At 38.2% G+C, this 22,951-nt stretch carries 20 protein-coding genes; 6 read left to right on the forward strand and 14 right to left on the reverse strand.

Annotated features, from left to right (window positions below; genetic code table 11):
• Positions 1-26: 26 nt before the first annotated feature.
• From ACN9MT_RS16070 to ACN9MT_RS16080, 3 genes are all read right to left on the reverse strand, one after another.
• Positions 27-1,769: a methyl-accepting chemotaxis protein gene (locus tag ACN9MT_RS16070; protein WP_426273816.1), complete on the reverse strand. Its 1,743-nt coding sequence runs from the start codon at positions 1,767-1,769 to the stop codon at positions 27-29.
• Between the two features lie 720 nt (positions 1,770-2,489).
• Positions 2,490-2,696 (reverse strand): hypothetical protein, encoded by a 207-nt coding sequence (locus tag ACN9MT_RS16075; RefSeq protein ID WP_426273539.1) that lies wholly within the window; start codon positions 2,694-2,696, stop codon positions 2,490-2,492.
• A gap of 496 nt (positions 2,697-3,192) precedes the next feature.
• Positions 3,193-4,227: an HNH endonuclease gene (locus ACN9MT_RS16080; RefSeq protein ID WP_426273541.1), complete on the reverse strand. Its 1,035-nt coding sequence runs from the start codon at positions 4,225-4,227 to the stop codon at positions 3,193-3,195.
• A 682-nt stretch (positions 4,228-4,909) separates the two neighbouring features.
• On the opposite strand from ACN9MT_RS16080, the gene ACN9MT_RS16085 reads away from it, so the two are divergent.
• Complete coding sequence (locus tag ACN9MT_RS16085; RefSeq protein ID WP_426273543.1) at positions 4,910-5,113, forward strand: putative quinol monooxygenase; 204 nt, start codon at positions 4,910-4,912, stop codon at positions 5,111-5,113.
• A 1,177-nt stretch (positions 5,114-6,290) separates the two neighbouring features.
• On the opposite strand, the gene ACN9MT_RS16090 is transcribed toward ACN9MT_RS16085, so the two are convergent.
• Positions 6,291-6,980: a hypothetical protein gene (locus tag ACN9MT_RS16090; protein WP_426273545.1), complete on the reverse strand. Its 690-nt coding sequence runs from the start codon at positions 6,978-6,980 to the stop codon at positions 6,291-6,293.
• Positions 6,981-7,175: 195 nt separating this feature from the next.
• On the opposite strand from ACN9MT_RS16090, the gene ACN9MT_RS16095 reads away from it, so the two are divergent.
• Positions 7,176-7,721, forward strand: a complete 546-nt coding sequence (locus ACN9MT_RS16095; RefSeq protein WP_426273547.1) for a hypothetical protein — start codon at positions 7,176-7,178, stop codon at positions 7,719-7,721.
• A 276-nt stretch (positions 7,722-7,997) separates the two neighbouring features.
• Here ACN9MT_RS16095 and ACN9MT_RS16100 read toward each other — a convergent pair whose 3' ends face one another.
• Entirely contained in the window at positions 7,998-8,867 is an 870-nt protein-coding gene (locus ACN9MT_RS16100; RefSeq protein WP_426273549.1) for a LysR family transcriptional regulator, read from the reverse strand.
• 149 nt (positions 8,868-9,016) lie between these two features.
• Here ACN9MT_RS16100 and ACN9MT_RS16105 point away from each other — a divergent pair, with 149 nt between their 5' ends.
• Positions 9,017-10,147 (forward strand): NADH-dependent flavin oxidoreductase, encoded by a 1,131-nt coding sequence (locus tag ACN9MT_RS16105; protein WP_426273551.1) that lies wholly within the window; start codon positions 9,017-9,019, stop codon positions 10,145-10,147.
• Positions 10,148-10,589: 442 nt separating this feature from the next.
• Here the strand turns inward: ACN9MT_RS16105 and ACN9MT_RS16110 are convergent, their stop codons facing one another.
• Positions 10,590-11,342, reverse strand: a complete 753-nt coding sequence (locus ACN9MT_RS16110; RefSeq protein ID WP_426273553.1) for a YfkD family protein — start codon at positions 11,340-11,342, stop codon at positions 10,590-10,592.
• Between the two features lie 87 nt (positions 11,343-11,429).
• Entirely contained in the window at positions 11,430-12,044 is a 615-nt protein-coding gene (locus ACN9MT_RS16115) for a hypothetical protein (RefSeq protein ID WP_426273556.1), read from the reverse strand.
• 857 nt (positions 12,045-12,901) lie between these two features.
• Here ACN9MT_RS16115 and ACN9MT_RS16120 point away from each other — a divergent pair.
• Together ACN9MT_RS16120 and ACN9MT_RS16125 are read left to right on the forward strand one after the other, a co-directional pair.
• Positions 12,902-13,225, forward strand: a complete 324-nt coding sequence (locus tag ACN9MT_RS16120) for a hypothetical protein (protein WP_426273558.1) — start codon at positions 12,902-12,904, stop codon at positions 13,223-13,225.
• 3 nt (positions 13,226-13,228) lie between these two features.
• Positions 13,229-13,522 carry a type II toxin-antitoxin system RelE family toxin gene (locus ACN9MT_RS16125; RefSeq protein WP_426273560.1) on the forward strand — a complete coding sequence of 98 codons (294 nt, stop codon included), beginning with the start codon at positions 13,229-13,231 and terminating at the stop codon, positions 13,520-13,522.
• Positions 13,523-13,747: 225 nt separating this feature from the next.
• Here the strand turns inward: ACN9MT_RS16125 and ACN9MT_RS16130 are convergent, their stop codons facing one another.
• The 7 genes from ACN9MT_RS16130 to ACN9MT_RS16160 all read right to left on the reverse strand — a co-directional run bounded on the left by ACN9MT_RS16130 (position 13,748) and on the right by ACN9MT_RS16160 (position 21,404).
• A complete protein-coding gene (locus ACN9MT_RS16130; RefSeq protein WP_426273562.1) occupies positions 13,748-15,217 on the reverse strand; it encodes a restriction endonuclease subunit S in 1,470 nt (489 codons plus the stop codon).
• Positions 15,214-16,683 carry an N-6 DNA methylase gene (locus ACN9MT_RS16135; protein WP_426273564.1) on the reverse strand — a complete coding sequence of 490 codons (1,470 nt, stop codon included), beginning with the start codon at positions 16,681-16,683 and terminating at the stop codon, positions 15,214-15,216. Before ACN9MT_RS16135 ends, ACN9MT_RS16130 begins: the two co-directional genes overlap by 4 nt.
• A gap of 12 nt (positions 16,684-16,695) precedes the next feature.
• The gene (gene hsdR / locus ACN9MT_RS16140; RefSeq protein ID WP_426273566.1) at positions 16,696-19,050 is read right to left on the reverse strand and encodes an EcoAI/FtnUII family type I restriction enzme subunit R; all 2,355 of its coding nucleotides are present in this window, start codon (positions 19,048-19,050) and stop codon (positions 16,696-16,698) included.
• Between the two features lie 124 nt (positions 19,051-19,174).
• Positions 19,175-19,444 carry a type II toxin-antitoxin system RelE family toxin gene (locus tag ACN9MT_RS16145; protein WP_426273568.1) on the reverse strand — a complete coding sequence of 90 codons (270 nt, stop codon included), beginning with the start codon at positions 19,442-19,444 and terminating at the stop codon, positions 19,175-19,177.
• Positions 19,441-19,665 (reverse strand): type II toxin-antitoxin system RelB family antitoxin, encoded by a 225-nt coding sequence (gene relB, locus ACN9MT_RS16150; protein WP_426273570.1) that lies wholly within the window; start codon positions 19,663-19,665, stop codon positions 19,441-19,443. The genes ACN9MT_RS16145 and relB overlap by 4 nt, the downstream gene beginning before the upstream one ends.
• Before the next feature lie 231 nt (positions 19,666-19,896).
• Positions 19,897-20,232 carry a YolD-like family protein gene (locus ACN9MT_RS16155; protein ID WP_426273572.1) on the reverse strand — a complete coding sequence of 112 codons (336 nt, stop codon included), beginning with the start codon at positions 20,230-20,232 and terminating at the stop codon, positions 19,897-19,899.
• A 179-nt stretch (positions 20,233-20,411) separates the two neighbouring features.
• On the reverse strand, positions 20,412-21,404 hold the full coding sequence (locus ACN9MT_RS16160; protein WP_426273574.1) for a DNA/RNA non-specific endonuclease: 993 nt from the start codon (positions 21,402-21,404) through the stop codon (positions 20,412-20,414).
• Between the two features lie 288 nt (positions 21,405-21,692).
• Here ACN9MT_RS16160 and ACN9MT_RS16165 point away from each other — a divergent pair, with 288 nt between their 5' ends.
• Positions 21,693-22,508, forward strand: a complete 816-nt coding sequence (locus ACN9MT_RS16165; RefSeq protein ID WP_426273575.1) for an SMI1/KNR4 family protein — start codon at positions 21,693-21,695, stop codon at positions 22,506-22,508.
• The last annotated feature ends 443 nt before the right edge of the window (positions 22,509-22,951 follow it).

Consider the following 22,951-nt stretch of genomic DNA (forward strand, 5'->3'; position numbering starts at 1 on the left):
ATGTTTTTTGGTGAAAGATATTACCCTTAAATCTTAAAGCGATTTGTCCCTTTTTCTAAAACATCTGTCGTTTCGTTTAAAGTGACAACTAAGTCATGCAAAGCGGTGACCGTACCAATCATCTGTTCTGATGCTGCAGCGACTTCTTCGTTTCCTGCAGTATGTTCCTCGGCGACGGATGCAATCTCGCTTAACGCGTGACGAATGCGATTTTCTGATTGAAGGACGTTCTGCATTTGACGCGCCATATGTTGTGAAGACTGGGACACGACATCGACGTGTTCTGTCAATCGACTAAAAGATTGATCCGTATCAAGGATGGATTGCTTACCGGCCTCTGTCTCACTGACTGTCTCAGTAAAACTTTTTTCCATCGATCGAGTACTGATGAGGACATTGTTTACAATAGAGGAGATTTGACTGACGTTTTCTGCAACGTGCATGGAGAGATTCTTCACTTCAGAAGCGACGACGGCAAATCCTTTCCCTTGCTCGCCGGCACGAGCTGCTTCGATCGCAGCATTCAGTGCCAGGAGATTGGTTTGTTCAGAGATATCACGAATGATAGAAATGAGACCTTGGATTTCTTCTGATTGTCGATTGAGCTCTTGCACTTGATTCGTTGAACGTTGGACGTGAGAATGGATGACGTTCATTCGCTCGACAGACTGATGCATGTGAGCGCGGCCCTCTTGTGTCAATTCATTCATCTCGATCGTAGCGTTATTAATATTCGTGCTGACTTCATCCGTACTCTGAATCAAACCTGCGAACGCGTTCATCTCCTCGTTGAGGGAGTGGGTGACGTGGGTCTGGCTCTCGGTACCGACGGCGATTTCCGTCATCGTGTGCGCGATCTGACGCGATCCATCGAGGACCTCTTGAGAGCTCGAGTCGATGGTCTCGCTGGTACGAGTGATCAACGTAGAAGTCTTCTTGATCTCGCCGATTATCGTACTTAGCATCTCGTTCATGTCTTGCATCGATACGGCGAGGGAATGGATCTCATCGTTCGCCCCCACCTTCAGGTCGCGTAGGCGATGAGCGGCATTGTTCAGGTCACCTTCCGTGATGAATTGAGCGACCTCCTGCAGCATACGGATCGGGTCGAGCTTACGCATAAGGATGAAGCGTAGGAAGATGAGCGTAATCCCAAAGAAGATGACGAGACCTAAGAAAAAGAGTGGGAAGTTTTGTTTGGCAAGTGCCATCGTTAACGCATGCACCTCGTCCGCCGAGATGTCGCTGCCGAGAATACCGATGACATCACCGTCAGCAGCCTTGATCGGGACGAAGACGCTGATGTACTTCCCATATTTCTTATCTTCGATAATATCGGTCGCATGTGTCTTCCCGGATAGAACGTCTTTCACGTCTTTGAGTGAGGCACCAGTCGCCACCTCACCAATGGTGCTCGCGCTCTCGGAAGAATTCCCGTCGACCATGAGCTTGACCTGACCGTCCTCTACGAGTGCTGTGTACGTGTAGAGAAGACCGTTTTGCTGGCGGAGCTTGTCCAATTGAGAGCGTAGATTGTTATATTCCTTCCCTTTTTCGGGTCGAGCGAGGAAACGCTCATATGCTGTGGGGTCAATCTGTCTTGCGATACGTTGTGTATCTTGGATGGCTGTCTTCTTGAGTGTGGAGAGAGCGGTTTGCGTAGTGTTGAGATAAAGTGCAATGTTACTGAACAAGAAAAATAGAAGTAGAATGATACCGATGATGAGGGAGAGTCTGTTCCTTAATGAATGCTTACGTTTGCTGTGCATAAGAGTCCTCCTGACTTTTTTCCATACAGACAGTAGTATCGGTACCTGCTGCCGGTTGTTTAGGTTTTGATCAGAAGTATAAATTTTCAGAAAGTAAATAAATGTAAAGTCTTCTGTAAATACAATCCATCATCAAAAAACGTCCACCTGATACGCTCTAGATTTTTGGAAGAGGGTTCATGTCCTCTATGAGACATGTGATAGGACCATGTCGTTCTGGCATGAGGAGGGACCGGAGCATCATGGATTCGAGGAGCCGCAGTGGCATTTAGATGGATACGTCTCCGATGTCGTACTTCTGGTCGGCAGGAATCATGCCTACCCCAGAGACTAGGACGGATGATGGATGGAAATTGTATACGTTTCGACGTCGAAATCCGTCCGAGTGTCATCAGAGAGTTCGGATTACAAAATTGTAAGGTTGAATCACGAAGAAAAATTATCATTTTCTAGTTTGGTTATCTAGTCGTCTGCCGAATTCGAATTATCGAGAGAACAAGAACTATTATTTCGATGAATGAGAGCGACATGACGCGAAAAACATGAATCGGTCGCAAATGATTCTCCTACCTTTCTATACTGTAAGTAGCAGTCGATGAGGGAATTCCTATAATAGAGTGTGGGTGAGTAAGGTACGGGAGACGAGGGATTCGGGACAGGGGAGAACAAAAAAATGTCCATCATCCGATTAGGACGATGGACATGATGATCAATGCAACATCACGTACAGCATTTAACAGCTTTCTTTTGATCTGATTTCGGTATGTACATGACATCGTCCTTGACTTGTACCTCAATATCATTCTCTTTCAGTCTCTCGACGTTTGATTTGTTATATTCGCCCCACTTGATCATTTCCTCGGTATCCTGCTGACTACCACACCCGGCTAAAATGGTCACCAATGCAATCGCGACGAGCTTTTTCATCCCGTTTCATCCCCTTAAAAATTGTATAGTCTTCTAAACCGATATTCATGAAACTAAAGCCATTATATCTTGTATACACATTAAAATTCAAAGAAGTATTTATCGGGAAAAATGTTATGTGCTACTTCGTTACTGCTCGGCCAATTCTATCTTTGGGATCAAAGAGACTAGGTCCATGTCTTCGGAGAGCAAGAAGGGAATCAAATCAAATATAATCAAATGATGAATCAGGTACGGAAAGAGATCGACTCCATGGATCTTGATGCATCGGTCGTGGACGAGATATCTTCTGAAGATGTCGAATCGACATAGCATCACGTTGTATATGAACCAACGCGTGTGATATATGGGAAGCGTCTTTGATATTGATCTACTGGAAAAGCAATTATCGTTGATGTAACTCGTATCAGATTATATCTGTCAGTCAGAGATACATCTTATTTATATATATAGAATGCATGTACTAAAGTTGAACCGAGAATTATCATCGGCTTGCTCAAAAAGAAGCGGCGAATTCGATAGTAGGTTTCCAACGAAATCCACCCGTCAAAGAAATACTCAAGTTATACATTAGTTGTAGATACTTGATACGTGAATCAGTAGAGACACCAGTCTGATTGAGCAGAGTCTCGCGCAAGGGATGATGACTCTCGATGAAAAATTCGTTTCTTCGATGAAGGCGCTCCAAATATTCCAGTGATGGAATACGTGCGAACTTACCATTCGATCCTCGATTACAACTGTGGCATGCCAATACTAAGTTCCAGACGCCATTCAAATCCTCCTCGAACTCGGTGCCCAAGATATGAGGAATGAAATGATCGACATCAGCTAAGTTCAGGTCGCCTGATTGAATGCTGATGTCACGGAAACAGTAAAAACATTTGCCTTTTTGGTAACCATTCAGGGCGTCTCTGGAAGAAGTGATGTCGATTCGTCGATTTCGATCCGTCTCTTGGATGAAGAATTGTTCTTTGATGGCATCGTGTTTCACGTTTAGTAGGGAAGGGGCGATGTTCAGACCCCAAGCTGTCTCAACTAGGCGCCATCTGGCCTCCACTTCGAGTGAGAAGTTCTCCATTTGAACAGATTGTAAGATATTGTACATATCGTCGGTCAAGACGATACCCTTCGTATTCCCATGTTTTTGTACTTCGAAAAAGGAGACGGGTAACTTTTCGTTGTTCACATTATGAAATGCGTCCAATACGTTTACAAATCCAAGTCTTCTCGTAGCATCGATCAATTGTTCGTGAGATACATTGCCAGCATTATAATTACGACAGACGTCTAAGAACTTACTCGAAGAAGAGGTGGCTTGTCTGTCACTGATTTTCAGGTGTTCGCAGACGTGGTGCGCGAATGATACGGACACATCCTCCAGTGAAATGAACGTGTCCTTCTGATGCTGATTCAACTCTAGGAGAGATTTAGCCATAGCGAATTTGTAAGAGGCGACATTTCGGCCAAAGAGAATGATGGATCGGAAATAAGATTCTAGTGATGGGTTGAATTCTGTAAAGTTGTTCATTGGTCTCGCTCCTGAAGGTTAGTCTTTTTATTATTAGGAATTCATATCATCGGATTGTATACCCCTTGCATGTTGACCCATCTTGACGTAAGCCATCATGTATGAGGGTGTCTGTATACATTAGGATGTCCTGATTCCTAGTCAATCTATGTAATGATTATACATCGGTGAAGGACGAATTATCGGACGGTAAAGGAAATAGAGTATTGTTTTTTTTCGAGTGATAGACGGGGATGAGTCGTTCGAATGGCATGATCTCTTCCGCGATTCCAACCTGTATACATTTCGACGTAGAAATGTCGAAGAGAGTAAGACAACGAAGCAGATTACCTAAAATCAAATTTCTGTGAAAAATGCAATTAAACTATACAATATTGATACTACCTATATTGATCAACTCTCGGCACGTACTCTGCTAATTGGGAATAAGGAGTTTAACTAAAATCTTGATTTGATCAATTATTTTTTTACAAATGATAAACCATGATGTGGAGAGAGATGAAGACTAAACAAGTATGTAAGGTTCTAAAAGTAAAATAATATCTCGAGTCCGAAAGGAGGATATATATGTCCAAGTACTGTTTATTTACTAAGTTCTTTGTATCAGAAAATAAAAGAGAAGAGATGGTTGATATCCTAACTAAATGCCTCTCGATCAATGGGGAAATTAGAGAAATGTGAAATGTATGTTGTAAGTGTTTCTGATGAGGAAGAAGATACGGCTAATATATATGAGGTATGGCTGAATGAAATATCCCATAAAGCGTCTTTAAATCTAGAAGTTACTCAAACTCTGATTCAAAAGGCAAAGCCTATTCTTAAAAACGTAGAAAGAATAAATACGTTGCAGACTAAAGGCGGGAAAGGTCTTCTAGCAACTAAATGACCTTTCGACCGAGGCCAATTAAAAGTACGACAAAAATCCTTACGCAACATTAGGATTTGTGATATTTGTTATACAGGATGGCCATTTTATCGATTTATTTGGTTTTCCTACCGCTAGTCCTGTATTGAATTTCCTACGGATCTTCATTATTGGTATCCTTTTTGGACTTGCTATGGATTATGAAGTTCGAATGCGAGAAGAATTTACGCGTACCGCTAATGAGAAACAGGCTATTTAAAGGGAATAAAAGAAAGTGGTGGTGTAGTAACAGCTGCAGGACTCATTATGATGGCACCTGATCCTATCATCAAGTTCATGGGATTTGCCTTAATGTTTGGCGTCTTTTTTGATGCCTTCAGTGTCCGGATGACAATTGTGCCGGCCCATAACGTCTCTTTTAGGAGACAAAGCTTAGTATCTACCTAAATGACTTGATCATGTCTTACCAAATATAGATATTTAGGGTCAAGCAATTACTAATGATAGAAAAATGAGTCGAAAACAAATAGTGAATAAGTAAATGAAGAGTGAATAGTAAAGAATCCTCATCTACAAAAAAGTGATGCGGATTTTGCTATCTTTCCATCTAGAGTTAATCAGGGTATATTCCTTAAAGATTAATCAGCAACTTCAACCTGATAAGTAAGTTATGTGCGTAAATGAAGACGCGGAACATGAAGTTAGTATGCATTAAATAAAAATAACTAATTTTTCATTATGTTAATCGTTCTATACTTCATGCCTCACTTTAACGAAACGATTTAACTTAGGACTTCAACTTACGCGGTGGGTTTAGAAAGATTACGATGATTTTATTTACTCATTTGCTTTTTGATACAGTCTTCTAAATCAGAGTGTTTCTGATTTTAGTTTTGACTAAGAATGAATTAAATTTTTTTCATCTGTGAATAATCAATAAATAAAACTTACAAAAGTGAACGAAGATATAACTATAGTTTCGTGTTTCTAATATTCGTTATAATTCAATGAGAAATTCAAAAAAAGATATGCTTAAATAATTAAAAAGAATATATCTCTGAATAAATTGGTCCATTAATATCGTAAATAGATGACATAATTTTCATTACATACCTGTTAGCTTATTCGAAAGAAATTTAAAAAGATGACCATAAAATGATAAAGGAATCATTTTATGGTCATCTTAAAAAATGCTAATTTATAAAACCTGTCTGTATTTTAATCCCGTATATAGACTTTTATAAAAATTAGAAGAATTTGAAAAACTATATGTGGCTGTAAATATAGTAGTGATTCCTGAAGTTCCTTCATGTGTTACTTCTGCATGATTCGCAAACTTTCCATTCGCTAAATAGAGGAACCCATCATTATCAATCTCAACACGAATCGTACCTGCGAATTCTTTGTTGTCAGCTACAAAACCAATGAACATTGGTTTTACTTTTTTGTTTAAGTAGCTAAACGAACCACTTCGGCATCCCTTAACAATAACTGAAAGTTTCGGTTTATAAGATGAAGAGACTGTAACAGTTGTTAACGTCTCGATCCAATTACACTTTGTTGTTGCACTTTCTTCACTCATATCATTCGTCGAGACAGATGAACGAGAGAAATGATTTTTTGATTTTACAGTGTTTCTTTGCATTACAGCATTAGTAGGTTGATCCAAAATTTCAATAGAATCATCTTCTGCAAGTTCAGCAGCTCGCTCTACTGCTTGTTCATCTGTAAGAACCACTGTGAAATCTTTTCCTGATTCACGAAGTAAATCTAGTTCTTCATCTGTTTTAAACTCAGTTGGTTCTGAACTTTCCTCTGCAAAGCTTGTTGTTCCTGAAAAGACTAATGACAGGGCAATGACTCCAACTACAAAAATGTTTTTAATCAATTTAATTTTCTCCCCCGAGATTTATTGGATTACTAAACTATCATAAAATACTTTCTTTTAAAAGTAAATATATGGAATTTAATTTCTACTTATTTCCCTTTATTAAAAAAATAAACTTTTAAATGTATATATGCTATAAATATTTATGTGAATAACATACTAGTCTTTTTAAAAATTTAGGAGGTACAAATAGTGATGCATAAGAAATTAATAATTTCTGTTTTAATGGGATGCGCTCTTCTTTCAGCTTGTAGTGATCAAGATAAATATCAGACTAAACCCGAACATGAAATAATTGATCTAACTGTTGCTGTAGTGGGAGAGTTTCCTAAAGTAAGTGCCAGACCTGAAATCAAAAAAATAAAATTAAGTGATATAAAAGGTGACTTAAAACAGTACGATGCGGTTTTTATAGCGAAGAAGTATTTACAAGCTGCTTCAAAAAAGGAATATGCTGCAGTTTATAAAAAATCTGGAGTACCTTTTTTCTTCATAGGTAGCAAAAAATCATATGAACCATTTATTAACCCAAATATTTCATATAACGATGAAATTGAGACCGGTAGCAATAGTTACATCACTGGCATTTACTACAGTAAAGGTAAAGAAGAAAAGAATTGGGAGTATGGCGTACATAACCCAAAACCGAATCAACAAGAAAAAGAAAATATTTTTGAGGAAATTTATAAAACGATCCGTACGTTAGATCAACCGATTTCTGATGGGACGTTCAGCTCCTAAGATTTCTTTACTGTTATAAAGACTGTCGTCATGAGAAAAAAGACTATTCTCTTTTGACAACCTAAGCTTTAAGCAATGGGAATAGTATAAGTAAAATCCTTTGCTTAAAACTCTCAGACATTTGAATATTACTTGTAAACTGGGTATTATTGTGGCTGAAACGAATGGATTAAAAAGAGACTGTATACATTTCGACGCCGAAATGTATACAGTCTCTTTTTAATGGATCTTCTTCTATTAAAATTCGTCATATAAAAACATGACTAAATGACAGCTTTAACTATTACTAAAATGTTCTTTCACGATCTTGACGAATTCTTTAGCAAGTGGCGTCATTTTGTCTGATGACTTGACAATTAATCCGAGATGTCTCACTACAGGAGGATGTAAGGGTAACAAATGAACATGAGTCTCTCGTTTAGAAACTGCAAGGTTTGGCATAATACTAATACCTAATTTTCCTTTCACCATAGACAGTACGGTTTCATTCTCCTTGCTACTATAAGAGGTATGTAATGAAAGACCAGCTTTACGACATTCATCCTCGATAAGGACTTCACATCCAGAACGTAACATGATGAATGATTCCTTTTTAAAATCAGCTATCGTAACAGTATCTTTTTTTATAAAAGGGTGTCCATCATATACGACAGCAGACAAAGGATCTTGTGTTAGTGCTATACTCTCGAAACCTTTAACTGGTAATGCTGTGAAACCGAAATCTACAGTACCTTCCTCCACCCACTTTTCAATATCATCGTAGCCACCCTCATATAACACCAATTCAACATTCTGGAACCGTTCTTTGAATATAGAAAACAGGATCGGTATAAATGCAGCAGTAAAGCTTGGAAAACTCCCAACAGCAATCTTTCCTAATTCTAATCCTTGTAAAGAAGAAACTTTTTGCTCTATATGAGCCATATTTGTCACAATATTACGTACGTGTGGAATAATATATTCCCCTGCAGTGGTTAACGATGTACCACCTCGTCCTCGATTCAAAAGTGTTACTCCTAGTTCAGATTCCAGTGTTGTAATGTTATGACTTACTCCAGATTGTGTCAGTCCAATCTTTTGACCTGCTTTCGTAAAACTACTACTTTCTACTACGTTTAAAAGCACTTCTAGTTGAAATAAATTCAATGTACTTCACATCCTTTTCTATATTATACATGAGAGATACAAATGATTAGAATGAAAAACATTCATTTTACTTATTTTATTTTTACAAATACACTAAAAACAGATAGATTGAATCAAAAAAATAAAAGAATTGGAGAGTGGATGTATTGATGAATCAGAAGTATGAAAAGATCCTTTCACCTTATACGCTTTCAAATGGAGTAACTTTGGCGAATCGAGTCGTTGTTGCACCGATGACCACTTATTCAGGAAATATAGATGGAAGTGTCTCTTCCGAAGAATTGGACTACTATAGCAGAAGAGCGCAAGGACCAGCTATGTTTATTACCGCGGCTGCAACCATATCATCACTTGGAACTAGTTTTCCTCGTCAAATGAAAGCATATGGAGAACACAATGTACCAGGTCTTACGCAGTTGGCAAATAAAATAAAAGAAAAGGGAGCAAAAGCAATCCTTCAGCTTCATCACGGAGGAAGCGAAAGTCTCATCGGATACATAAGTGAAAGGCGAATGGTTAGCCCAAGTGGTATCGTGGCAAGCCTTTACAAGGATTCAAGCAATGATTACGTTCCTCGTGCGTTAGAACACGAAGAAATTTTAACTACTATTCAGGATTTTGGACGAGCAACGGAGATAGCTATACGTGCAGGGTTTGATGGTGTGGAAATTCATGGAGCCAACGGATATCTAATTCAACAATTTTTTTCGGGATATTCCAATCTTCGAACAGATATGTGGGGAGGAACATTAGAAAAACGGATGTCCTTTCCATTAGCTGTTATTGAAGAAGTGAAACGAGCCCGTGATCAATATGCGAACAATAATTTTATTATTGGTTATCGCTTCTCACCAGAAGAACCAGAAAAAAATGGTTTGAATATGGAGGAAACGATCGCCTTTGTAGATCAATTGTCTAATCAAGGATTATCGTACCTACATCTTTCAGTCAAAAACATTTGGTCCATGCCTCGAAGTGGTTCAAATCAAACAAAAACAAGATCAGAGATTTTTCGGGATGTGATTGCAGATAGAACAAGTTTTCTGTCACTCGGTTCTATCCACACACCAGATGATGCTTTGGATGTATTAGAACAAGGAATCCCTTTGTTCGGATTAGGAAGAGAGTTATTAATGGAACCAGATTGGGTTTCAAAACTAAAAGCAGGAAGAGAGGAAGAAATTCGTACGACCTTGTCACGCGATGATCAACAAATGCTCTCCATTCCGGATAAAATGTGGAAAAATATTCTTACGCGAGATGGATTGCTTATAAAATGATAACTATATATTGAGTTTTGTTGAGTAGGGAGGGCAAATGAACGCGAATAAATCAATGCGGATTATATACTTGGTACTACTGATGGAGCGAAGGCGATTGCGCTTGTTAAGATTTTTATTAGAATAATTCACTTCACGACGATATGAATTATCTGATTCATTTGGATTCGGAGATCGTAAAAAGTCAGTGTTTTGAAGAATTATACTGATTAAGAGTTAGACTTTGAATTGTAAAAAAGAGATCATCAATCGGGTACTCACTGAAAGTGAAATGTATACAAAATTTTTATATTAAGATCTTATTGCTTAAAAAAAATAAGTGAAAAATAATTCAGGTTTTTCTCTTTAAATAATACAACAGCTCCCCATTTCAATTCTGAAATGAGGAGCTGCTGTATTACTTGGATATTAAAACTTTAAAAAAGGATAAAGTTTTAATATTTTATAGTGGAGAAACACGAGTTAATTCAATATTTGCATCATTTTTACTTACTGCTGTACCGCCAGTACTTTCGTAATAATAACCAACTAAAGTTCCGCTTCTAGTATATTTTTTATAGACTAGTCGACCTTTATCACGAACGCCCACTGCATAAGCAGTCAAATATGCAGTCGAGTTTTTAGGAACTGTAGTACTAATACCATAGGAAGTACCTTTAGACCATGATTTTTTTCTATCAACTGTAACGCCAAGAGAAGCTTGGATTTTTCCTAAAAAGCTATTCTTAATTTCAGCAGATCCGCTAATAGCTACTGAAACATCCCACTGTGTAGTTGTGGAAGATTGTTGAGTATATGTAAATTTAGCAGAAGCTTTACTAGTATTTTTTACTCGGACTGTTCCGGCGCTCTTAAATTTCCAATTTTTCTTAGGGCTTCCAACCGAATAGTATTGAAAATCATACGTGTAGCCATCAGATGGAACAGACATTACAGATATTCCTGCACGAGAATTATCAGCACGTTCACTTAGAGGTGTAACTTCTTTAACTTGGCCATCTAAATCAACTTCCCAAGCCTCGGTTTCAGGAATATCAAATTGATTTTCTTCTACTGTTTTTTCTACCTCGTTTAATACTTCAACAGGAATATTGTCTGTTTCATTTTCTGCTGCAAAGCTTGTTTCTGGAAAAGACAGCAATGGACCTATTAAAGATAATGTTAAAACTCCGGATACTAAACCACGTTTATTCATAATTACCTCCTAAATTATCCTTTATTATGGAACAAAATAACTATAACACATAAAAATGGTTTTTTAGTAATTTAATTATTTTTTTTATTAATTAATAGTTTTAAGCTCGTCAATTACCATTTTTGTAGCGAATTTTGTTGTGTCATAATTTACTTTATCGGAGTTATTCTGTTGAATCGAAATAACTATATTTTTATAACTTAAGAGAATTAAATCAGATTTATTTGCAAGTTTTTGATTAATTTTGTCATAGCCAGAAGGAACTTGATATTGAAGCATATCTTCACCTACGTAATTTTTTGTATACGCAAAACTTATTGATAGAAGAGTAGTTTGATCCTTATCTTCGAAATATAGTGTTTCTTGTGTTGATTTTGGTGCAAGATCATCTTTTGTTCCATTAATAGTTAGCCAATTTCTTTTATTAAAGCTCAGTTCTTTATCGATTATTGTTACATCTGGACCTAAAGTACTCTCTTTTAACTGGAAATTCTTTATTTTTAGTTTATCGTTCATATGCTTAAATAGATTTTCAAATTTTTGATAGCTCATAATATTTGCCTGAGTCTGATTTGATTTCTGACTAGAATGGTTGACTTTTGAAACTTCTACTTTAGATTTATTCTCTACCGCGTTGTCAGTACATCCGGCAATTAAAAATGTGCTGGATAATAAAATTAGATATTTTCTTTTAATTTTCATTTAAATTCCCCCATATATGTATTTAAATGGTTATAAAATATTAAAATTGGATTTCACTTTTCTTCAAAGCAATGTTTTTTGTAAAAAATGAATGTAATTTACTTTTATTATCTTTAACATTATCATAAAACTTCTTTTTTGAACTGAAAAAACAAAAGAAAAATCCTATTTAAAGTTTATTTTTTATATTCGGAATTAACTTTATTACGTAAATGGCCAGAAAGCCATGGTATTTTCTATTTTAATAGTACGGGCGAATAAGGAATAAATTTATTACAAATTTAAAGGTAACGAAGCTTCTGTATTAGATGAATAAAGATTTATGAGTATTCGTTTGAATTAAATGTTTTCTTTTAATTTTTTATAGTTATGTATACTGCAAATGAGCTTTGGGGCTCATGTATGAGACTGTAGACTTCATGTAGCGACTTCCTAATTGAACCTGCTCTCCTGCAAAAACGTTATTAAGAGCGACGATTCTTTTTCACGAGGCATTTCTATGTTTTTGTTCTTTACTACGGAGGGCTTAGAGCACTAAATAGAATGTATATAAATTTTTTAAGTATTTGAGATGCGTTTAAAAAATATAAAGTTATGACAATATCTATTGCTATAGAAAAGAGTTATATACATGATCGGTAAATTCAAATTGGTAGTATCTAAAAACAATAGGTAACTCAGCAAATGTAAATCCCTGTTTTTTTGTTTTATCTAAAATAAACTGAAATAGAGACATTATGAGAATGGAAAGAATCGTTTAAAAGACTTTTTAATCAGTCTATGATAAAGGAGTGTTTAAAAGTCTTTTAAAAGTCTTTTAAACGGTGTATACTAAAGAAAAATAAGAGGAGGGCACGATGATGGGAATGCGAATACTTGATATTCCAACCACTTCTATATCTGACGTGAAACGGTCTCCTATGGAAGCTTTCCAAAAAGCAGATCGTGAAGCAGCCGGCGTATATGTCTTTAACCGTGAAAAAGTTGCGGGCGTCATGTTGACACAACAGCAATACGAATCACTCAACAAAGAAATTGAAGAATTGTACAGTCGATTAGATGATTTGACTGTTGAAATGCGACTATCTAATAAAAATGTCCGCACCTATACCGATTCAGAAGTCCGTGGAGAACAAGGAACTCACCCTACGACTATTGATGAAATGGATGGGTGGGAGTGATCATTGTATCAACTTGAGTGGACGCAGTATTCGAAAGAAGATTACGATAACCTCGATGGTAGTCAAAAGATATTCGTAGACAAAGCATTGAACCGTATCATTTCTCTAGGGATGGCAGCAGGACAGCCGCTAAGCGGGAACTTGGCACATTGCAATAAATTAAAAAACAGAAAGATGGGGTTACGCGTTGTTTTTAGAGAAGTAGAGGGTAAACTCCAGATCATTCAAATTGTAGCGATCGGTAAACGGGATAAAGATGAAATTTATAAAATGGCTGAACAACGATTAGATGGATAATTGAAAAAGGATCAACGTTCAGATACTCGATGGTATCTATACGTTGATCCTTTTTGTCGCGCTTGTTGTAAAGTATGACTGAAGTTATTTATCTTTTTTATGCATAAAAGGACTATTAAAAATACGTTGATAAAAAGATGCGTTTATAGACTTTGATATTGAAATCGATCCATTCGATTCATTTATTGTGAAAGAGTAATCATTTTTGTATACATAACGGTCGTTTTAAAGATAATTTTTCGATTTTAATTTGTTCAAGGCGATCATATTCTTTTCGATAGCTTCAACTATTCTTGACTGTTCTGATAAAGGGGGTAAAGGAACTGTTGAAGATCCAAAGATTGTACCCGATATCTCTTTAAAAGTTGTTCCACTAGCTTTTTTTTGTATATGAGGAGTCATGACTTTTAAAGCATAGTAGATATACTCAATGTTTACTAAAATTGGAGTGAATGATTTACATCCCTGATTCGTAGCATAGTCAGTTGTCATAATATTAATATGTCCAATTGGCGCTCTACTAGAATACACTATTGAATTTTTAAGGATTAGCTGAGCTGAAGAATTAGATAATCCCTGTGAAGTAATCACCCTATCTGAAGTTGATAGATATTTTGAATTCTTATTTTTTCCCATATCACTTGGAGTAATCCAAGTGATATTACCATTCCAATATTCAGGAACTGCTGTTTTAGGAGTACCACCAGATGTGATAATTCCAATATTATTTAAGCGCACCCACATCCATGAATCAGGAATATCAAAAGGAATTTCTTCTTCAGTTATAGGAGGCAGCGGTTTTTCTTTCTTAATGACTTTTTCTTTAACCATTTGTTCCTTCTGTTCTGAAATTCGTTTCAATAATTCTGAAGCGGGTTCATCTGCAGTATCTTGTTCTACTAACTTGCCTTCAACTGCATATTGAAGAATTGATTTTTCTAAATCTTTAGGGAAACGTTTGTTTAGAGTTTCTAGGGCTAAGTAATGATTATCGTAAGAATCAATTTTTAAAAAAAGTTCTTCAATTTTATCTACGATTTTTATCTGTTCTCTGGTTGGAGGTAACGGAATTAAAGCATTAGCTATCTGTGCGGTTCCTAATCTTGGCATTTTCACACCATAAGACAGACTATGTGCATAATTTAAAAAATACGGAGACATTAATACAGACTGAATATATTTTGGATAAACTCCTTCAATAAGTGTGATTGGGAAAATTTCAGTAGTACAGTAACCCTCATGAGGAGCTATTGTAACCTTGTTTAAATAAGGACGAAGCTTACCATACAATACATCATTCTTATTAAACTTATATTTGTTACTTTTAATCGTTTTTTCACTTGCTGCTTTTTGTTTCAAAATTCGTCCTGTATTCTTTTCGATTTCTTCAAGGTCAAGAACCCAATCGTCAGGGTTGATTTTTTCAGGACTAGCTTGATTAAAATTTCCAAAAGTACTGATATTTTTTAATCTCACCCATTGCCACATTTCTGGTATATCAAAAGGGATTTCTTCTTCAGTTATAGAAGGCAGCGGTTTTTCTTTCTTAATGACTTTTTCTTTAACCATTTGTTCCTTCTGTTCAGAAATTTGTTTCAATAATTCTGAAGCGGGTTTATCTAAAACATCTTGATTCACCAACTTACCTTCAATAGCATATTGTAAAATAGAGTTTTTTAATTGATATGCATTCATTTCACTTCACCTAACATAGATTGAATTTCATTTAAGACACTATCAATTTCATGATTTAGATGTGAGCGCTCTGCTATATAATTTTCTATCAGTTCTCGAGGCTCCAAAATAACTTCTTCATCTTGAGGAAACTTGCATAAATCAAGGTTGTAATTCCGGGCGATAATTTCTTCCGCTGTAAACTTACGTGCTTTTTCATTTTTCCCATCAATGATTTCTACACGATTATTCCACCACTCTAAGGTAGGTTCGAAATGTTCTAACTTGATTGGACGTGTTTTCGAGAAGTTTTTATACCCTTCGGGCATGTCTAATCGGTAAAACCAAACATTTTCTGTCGGTTTTGTTTTATCGAAGAACAACATATTTGTGTGGATCGATGTATACGGTGCGAATACGCTATGTGGTAACCGAATAATCGTATGCAAATTGAATTCTTTAATCAGTTTTTCTTTAATCGCAAGTTTTGATCCATCTTCACCAAATAAGAAACCATCTGGTAAGATGACGCCAGCACGACCATCTTTTTTCAACCGATACATAATAACGGACATAAACAAATCAGCGGTTTCACTACTACGCAATTCGAGTGGGAAATTCATTTTAATCCCATCAATCTCTGATCCCCCGTAAGGCGGATTCATTAGAATGACTTCAAATTTTTCACGTTCTGAGTATTCACGTACATTTTTCTCTAAAGAATTCCCGTGTACAATCATTGGATTATCAATGTCATGGAGCAATAAGTTCGTAATTGCGAGTAAATAAGGGAAAGCCTTCTTTTCAATCCCGAAGACAGAAGAATTATAGAGTGCACGTTCTTCTGTTGTCGTGACTTGTTGAATCAAATGATTCAATGATGAAGTTAAGAACCCACCTGTCCCACAAGCGAAGTCAGCGACACGTTCTCCAAGTTGAGGATTAGTAACTTGTACCATAAAGTCAGTCGTCGCACGAGGAGAATAGAATTCTCCTGATGCACGCTGTGCTTGAAGATCTTTTAAGATTTGCTCATAAATCTCATTAAAAGCATGGCGTTCTTTGTAGTCAGTAAAGTCAATCTCATCAATGACATTTACAACTTGGCGTAAAAGCACGCCATTTTTCATATAGTTATTGGCATCTTCAAAAGCGAATTTAACGATCGACTTACTCACGGGTGTCAGTTCGTCTACTGGAAGTGACTTTAAAGTTGGGAATAGCTTAGCATTTACGAACTCAAGAAACCCTTCTCCTGTTAATGATTTTCCATCCTTTTTATCGACTGCCCAGTTTTCCCAACGGCATTCTTCTGGAATGATAGATATATAGTGATCGTCGTGCAGCTCCCATTGTTCTTCCTTCGCTGCATAGACTTTAAGGAACAAAATCCAGACGATTTGTTCGAGTCGCTGTGCGTCACCAGAGATTCCGGCGTCGTTACGCATAATGTTTTGCATATTCTTTACAAACGATGTGATTGACATGAATTACAACTCCTAGGAAATATAAATTTCATCTTTTAATTGTTTCAATGCACTTAAATACTCTTTCTTTCCACCAAAGGCTTTGACGATCTTGAGTGAACTACCGAAGCGCTGAAACTCAGGAAGCTCTAACACGTTCGTACCATCAATCTCTTGGACGCCCTCTTTTTTATACTTTTCTAATAATAATTCGAGAACTTCGCGTGCGACATCTTGATACTGATAGATATAGCCACGTTTTTTAACGTTGTTAGCACGTTCAGCTTTTGTCAGTGGTTTTTGATCATATGCAAGGTGACAAATTAAGTCAAACTCGTCGAGTCCCTTCAAGTGCGGTTTGTGATCAAACAAAGCTTCCAATAGAACACCATGTTTTTTCAATTCATCAAGCAAAGATTGCTTTTGATCGGCACTTTTCCATTTCCGTAAAAACTCTTCCAATGTAGCATATTCATTACGAATATTGCGTTTCGTATAATCAATTAAATTCTCGGTGATCAGTTTTCCACCAACATCATAATAATAGACACGTTCATTAGCAATTCGGACATCGACATCGTTGACTCGGTATTTTTTAGGTGCTGTATGATAATCGTTTTCATCACTTTGTTCGCCGGGGAGCTTAAAGGTAGTCGTGTCCGTTACTGATGTTCTTTCCGGTTCATTGGTTTCATCTGGTAGCTCACTATCTGTAGGTACCTCGTAAACGACAACAGGATCGCCATCGAACGCTGGATCAGCAAATAAGCGACTGACATTGCGGAAGTCCATGATAGTAAAGTATTCTTTTCCAAACTCAGGATCCAGACGGGTCCCTCGACCAATAATTTGCTTAAATTCAGTCATCGAGTTGATATTTGAATCGAGTACGATAAGGCGGCATGTTTTCGCATCGACTCCTGTAGTCAGCAATTTCGATGTCGTGACAATAGTCGGATATTGGCTCGAACGATCAATGAAGTTGTCGAGCTGTGCCTTTCCTTCTGGTGTATCACCTGTGATACGCATGATGTACTTTGAGTTCTCTCGTACTAAATCAGCGTTAAGATTGACTAACGCGCTGCGCATCCGTTCTGCGTGATCAATGTTTGCACAGAACACAATTGTTTTCATATAGCGGTCATGCTTTTTTAGAAATTCTGTAATACGTTTAGCGACTTCTTCGGTTCGACCATCAATAATCAAATTACGATCAAAATCAGTACTGTTGTATTCGCGATCCTCAATTTCATTCCCAAACATATCGACTTTTCCTTTTTCAGGACGATAACCCTCTAAATCTCGGTCTAATCCAACTCGAATAACTTTATAAGGGGCAAGGAATCCATCATCAATTCCTTGTTTTAAACTATAGGTATAGAGTGGTTCGCCAAAGTACGTTGTATTTGACGTATCTTTTGTTTCTTTTGGTGTGGCAGTCAAGCCGATATGTGTCGTATCTGGACCATTAAAGTAGTCTAGAACTTTACGCCAGCGACTCTCTTCCTTTGCAGATCCGCGATGAGCCTCATCAATGATCACTAAATCAAAAAAGTCAGGCTGGAATTGTCGGAAGGGTTCAGTTCCGTCCTCCCCAGCTAATTGTTGATAAAGTGCTGTGTAGACTTCATAAGAACTGTCAAGAACTCTGTTTTCTACCTTCGTCATCACCTTTTCAAAAGGTTTAAAATCATTGATCATTGTCTGATCGACTAAAATGTTCCGATCGGCTAAAAATAGAATACGTTTCTTGATACCAGCTTTCCAAAGGCGATAAATAATTTGAAAAGCAGTGTACGTTTTACCAGTTCCTGTTGCCATAACTAGCATGATACGATTTTTTCCTTGAGCGACTGCGTCTAACGTACGATTGATTGCAACCCGTTGATAGTACCTAGGTGTTTTGTCACCAAGTTGAAAGTAGTAAGGCTCGTCGATAAGCTCTTTTTGTTCAGTACTCAAACCTGCATCCTGTTGGTAACGCGACCAAAGTGCATCATGAGAAGGAAATTCAGACAAGGCAATCGTTCGTTCTTCGCCAGTTAAACGATTATGTTCAACAAAGGCATCACCATTCGAACTATAGGCATAAGGGATATCTAGAATTTCTGCGTAGTCGATTGCTTGTTGCATACCCCCACCTACAGGATGGTTATTATCTTTAGCTTCGATAATCGCTAAGGGATAATTACTTTTATGCATCAATAAATAATCAGCACGTTTACCTTCCGCTCTTGCCGTCAAGTTTCCACGAACGATTACGCGTCCATCCGTAAAATAATGTTCAAAATAGATTTGAGTTTGCATATCCCAACCAGCTCCAACAACAGCAGGCGTAATATATTTATTTTTAATGTCTTCTTCCGTCATAGCACCTTTAGACTTCATTTTTGTATTCCTCCTTAGGTATATAGGTATTTATACAAATATTTTACATCAAATTACTGATATTATCTTTGTAAAATTTTTCTAAGGGGTTATGTAATAAAGAAAGAATTTTTTATCTAGGTCATCACTTATAAATGTCCCGACGATGACCAATCTCAAGAATCAAAATCACGACTTTTTCATCTTGAATGTCAGCAATCAGACGATAATCACCGATGCGATAACGCCATTCACCCGATCTGTTCGAGACGAGCCCTTTACCATGACGACGCGGATCAGCCGTCCCGACCAGATTTTTCTTGATCCAGGACACGATGATCCTTGTCTGTTGGAGATCCATCTTCTTGAGAGACTTTTGAGCTCCGCGCTCAAACTCTACCGTATATGCTGTCATTTTAAATCAAGTTCTTTCATCATATCGTCGAAAGAAATCGCTTCTGATTTTTGACGGTGTGCTGCCATGGAATCATGATAGAGTTGTAAATCAATTTCATCTTCGATACGATCGAGGACGGCATCGCGAACGAGTGTAGAAATCGTGATATTTTTCGCTTTCGCATATTCCTTGATGAGTCGTGTATCTTGATCATCTAGACGGACGGAAATGGTACTCATGATTATCAGCTCCTTTGTAATACATTGTAATACAAATTGGTCATTTAGTACATAGAATCGAGGATGATTCAGAATGAACATTCTCTGCGAGATGAAAATCCGCTGCTGAATATCATGAACAAGTACGATATGATGCCAAAAGTGGGTTATATTATGTTCAAATTGAACTAAACATAGTCATTCGTCCTTATTTTGATCATGTTTAAGCAATCGATGATCCTGATTTTTTCTTCACTCCGTTAGAGTGACACTTAATATTTGCTTGAACGGGACGATTTCGACGTCGAGATTTCGTTTGACGAGGTGGACCTGCTCCTGCATATAGTCGAGCTTCTCGACAAAGGCGTCAAAACGATGCATCAACGGACCATTCATTGCTGTCACCGTGACAATGTCTCCGCTAAAGATGGCATCGTTCAAGATGTTCTCGATCGTCCCATCGATCGGTCCCTCCGTATCCTCGAACTTGAAATGATGCACTTCTTGATAATAGCGTTTCAGCAATCCTTTGTGTTCGGGCATGAGGAACGGGATCCACTTCTTATTGCCTCGGTCTTCATAACTCATTAAAACCACTCCTTTTCATAATAAGAACATTTGTTCTTATTATGTTCCTCGTTTCTCTTGTTTTCAATCCGCTTTTTCGACGTCTCATCAATGCCTCCGTTTCTGGGAACGAAAAAAGGCAGCGACAAGTATCTCGTCACTGCCCTAATATGTTTCGCCCATTCGATTGGATGGAGGATTCATTCTCCGACCATGCCGTCATGATCATTGTCCCGCATATATTGGTACAACCAGTGCTTCTCCGTGATTGGCATCGCATAGCCTGCGTCCTTCGCTTCCTGGATCGTCACTTGACCATTGCCGTCGGTATCGACGAGCGAGACATCCTCGGTCGCTGCAGTATCGGGAGTCGACTTCGTTGTCGGTTCTTGTTTTGTCTCCTTTTTCTTCGTCAGACCGAGTGCCGCATTCGTCTCATCCGGGTTACCGTTCTGGAACCGATCGACGACAGTGTTTCCACGGACCGTATAGGTATACTGATATGCGGATGGGATCATCGTCGATGTATCCGGATAGGTAATCTGCGCTTCGAAGTTTGTCGCGCCACCCGCCTTGCGGATGACGTCCTCCATGTACGCCTGATCACCATGACGGTTCAAAGTACTATCCTGTGGAGTGATATTGTAGGCGTTTGAGACGCCACCGAGCGAATCCGCGATGATATGTCCTTCATCGAGATCCGCGCGTTCGACGCCTGGTACCTTCGCTTCATCAGCATAGTAGCGTCCGTCACGTGTGACGTCTTCTGTCGCATCATTCTGGAGGACAATCTTCTTCGCGATGACGCGGACCAGCTGACCATATTCGTTCGTGAACGCCCAGTATTTCCGGTCACCGAACCCGATGTCGACGACGACGTTCGTTTGACGACTACCGGACAGGTCTCCGCCATCGACCGCAATTTTCTTATATCCTGTGAAAGAATCCTGCGGACTCGTCGTTTTTGATTCCGTTGATGCCTTCGTCTCCTTTGGTTGCTTGGTTGTACTCGTTTCAGCCTCTTTTTCAGGAGGTTGATCGGAAGCCTTCTTCGCATCAGTCTTTTGTGTAGTCGCGTCGTCCTGTTGTGCTACTTGCTCTGTCTCATTAGGTGGAGGTGAGGTTGTCTCCGTATCTGTACATCCTGCCATCAGTAGGACGGCAAGGGGAATCGCTATGTAAAAAATCTTCATAGGTGTACTCCTTTTTGATTAATCTGTCATTGTGTCCTTCATTATAACGCTAGTCCTTCATTTCTGCTGTCTTATTTCTGAAGGCTGATGTAATTGATTACCTCAAGAGCAGGGGGACAGATCGTGAACCACTCTGTTTGATGGAAAGGGACCATATACCGTTCTGTTTTTGTCTTTACAGTGATGTCTCGTTGGCATTCGATTCTAAATCATGCCAAATTTTAAAAAATATAGCGTATAGTATGAATGAGTATATAAATATACAAATGTAGTGAAAGAGGTGCTTTGATGAATTTTTGGGATGAGTTGTTAGAAGATGAGATTGCATTATCACTAAATAAAGAAAACGTGAAACAAATCGAAAAAGAATTAGGCGCACGCCTTCCTAAAAAATATATCGAAAAGTTAGCAGACCAAAACGGTGGGGATCTTGTATTCGATTCAGTGAATGTTGATTTCGAAAACACATGGTCTGACGAAGAAGATGGTCTTCATCTACCTTTGAATCGTTTTAAACCCTTGACGGTGGAGGAATTTGAGGATGGCATGCACATGTTGGCTGAGTGGGGATTAACTGGAAAGTTGATACTGTTCGGCGAGGGTCAAGGCAGTTACCTTTGGTACTTCGATTTCGATGACACCCCTGACGAACCACATATTTGGTGTTTGGACATTTCGGATGAGACAACACACTTCGTAGCAGAGAGCTTCGACCAACTACTCGATCATCTCGTTCGTCGAAATGATCAAGTTGAAGGCGGAGTTGAATTAACACATGAAGATGTATTTGCCGACTATCCTTCGATGGATGAAATTCGAGAAGCTATCGCAGGGAATGATGAGGACGAACGACTTATGGCTTATCGCATGTGGTCGACAAGAGGTGAAGAAGTTAAAGGATTGGTCGGTGAATTGCGTGGACGTGTTCAAGATTCGAACGATGAAGACGAACTAGATTCATACGCGGAACTATTAGCTCAAGTATTGATGGACAGATCGGTCGAAGACTATATGACACATGAGCAGGCGATTGCACTATTTAATGAAAAGGAAGATGTATCAGATTTGAGCCATGTCGTTTTACAGCTTGAATCAGATATGTAATGGATCAATAGCTTTTTAGCAACATGTCTTCGAAACCAAAAGAGACTAATCCTAAAAATTTGGGATTTGTCTCTTTTTTATACATTACTTTTTGTCAGTAGCAAGATCAGATATTTCAAATGCTGGAACGGTCCGCTCACAGACTACTCGGGATCGACGAGTAAGGAAGAATTCATTTTAGTCATCCTATTTGGAATAGCTAATGCGATAAATGATCATTTTAAAAGCACGGAACAGAGCGGTCCCGCTCTGTCTGATGGATAGGGACCGCAAGCCGTCCTGTTTCCGTACTCTAGCTCGCTCCTCGTCGGCGCAAGGGCCATCAAAAAAAGCCACTGCCGTTCCTCGTCTTCCTCCGCGTTTTGGCTCAAAGCAAAGCTTTTCGCTCGCGGGCTCCGGAAGCCTTCGTCCCGGTGCGCTGTCCGCTTTTTTTGATCTTTCCC

It is taken from the genome of Exiguobacterium sp. R-17, assembly GCF_049913315.1.
GTDB lineage: Bacteria > Bacillota > Bacilli > Exiguobacteriales > Exiguobacteriaceae > Exiguobacterium_A.

Coding starts and splice junctions, on each gene's coding strand:
- relB (WP_426273570.1), bottom strand. CDS start 19,665: ATGAGTACCATTTCCGTCCGTCTAGATGATCAAGATACACGACTCATC.
- ACN9MT_RS16160 (WP_426273574.1), bottom strand. CDS start 21,404: ATGAAGATTTTTTACATAGCGATTCCCCTTGCCGTCCTACTGATGGCA.
- ACN9MT_RS16135 (WP_426273564.1), bottom strand. CDS start 16,683: ATGTCAATCACATCGTTTGTAAAGAATATGCAAAACATTATGCGTAAC.
- ACN9MT_RS16115 (WP_426273556.1), bottom strand. CDS start 12,044: ATGAAAATTAAAAGAAAATATCTAATTTTATTATCCAGCACATTTTTA.
- ACN9MT_RS16130 (WP_426273562.1), bottom strand. CDS start 15,217: ATGAATGCATATCAATTAAAAAACTCTATTTTACAATATGCTATTGAA.
- ACN9MT_RS16095 (WP_426273547.1), top strand. CDS start 7,176: ATGCATAAGAAATTAATAATTTCTGTTTTAATGGGATGCGCTCTTCTT.
- ACN9MT_RS16120 (WP_426273558.1), top strand. CDS start 12,902: ATGATGGGAATGCGAATACTTGATATTCCAACCACTTCTATATCTGAC.
- ACN9MT_RS16105 (WP_426273551.1), top strand. CDS start 9,017: ATGAATCAGAAGTATGAAAAGATCCTTTCACCTTATACGCTTTCAAAT.
- ACN9MT_RS16080 (WP_426273541.1), bottom strand. CDS start 4,227: ATGAACAACTTTACAGAATTCAACCCATCACTAGAATCTTATTTCCGA.
- ACN9MT_RS16070 (WP_426273816.1), bottom strand. CDS start 1,769: ATGCACAGCAAACGTAAGCATTCATTAAGGAACAGACTCTCCCTCATC.
- ACN9MT_RS16145 (WP_426273568.1), bottom strand. CDS start 19,444: ATGACAGCATATACGGTAGAGTTTGAGCGCGGAGCTCAAAAGTCTCTC.
- ACN9MT_RS16110 (WP_426273553.1), bottom strand. CDS start 11,342: ATGAATAAACGTGGTTTAGTATCCGGAGTTTTAACATTATCTTTAATA.
- ACN9MT_RS16155 (WP_426273572.1), bottom strand. CDS start 20,232: ATGAGTTATGAAGACCGAGGCAATAAGAAGTGGATCCCGTTCCTCATG.
- ACN9MT_RS16085 (WP_426273543.1), top strand. CDS start 4,910: ATGTATGTTGTAAGTGTTTCTGATGAGGAAGAAGATACGGCTAATATA.
- ACN9MT_RS16165 (WP_426273575.1), top strand. CDS start 21,693: ATGAATTTTTGGGATGAGTTGTTAGAAGATGAGATTGCATTATCACTA.
- ACN9MT_RS16075 (WP_426273539.1), bottom strand. CDS start 2,696: ATGAAAAAGCTCGTCGCGATTGCATTGGTGACCATTTTAGCCGGGTGT.
- hsdR (WP_426273566.1), bottom strand. CDS start 19,050: ATGAAGTCTAAAGGTGCTATGACGGAAGAAGACATTAAAAATAAATAT.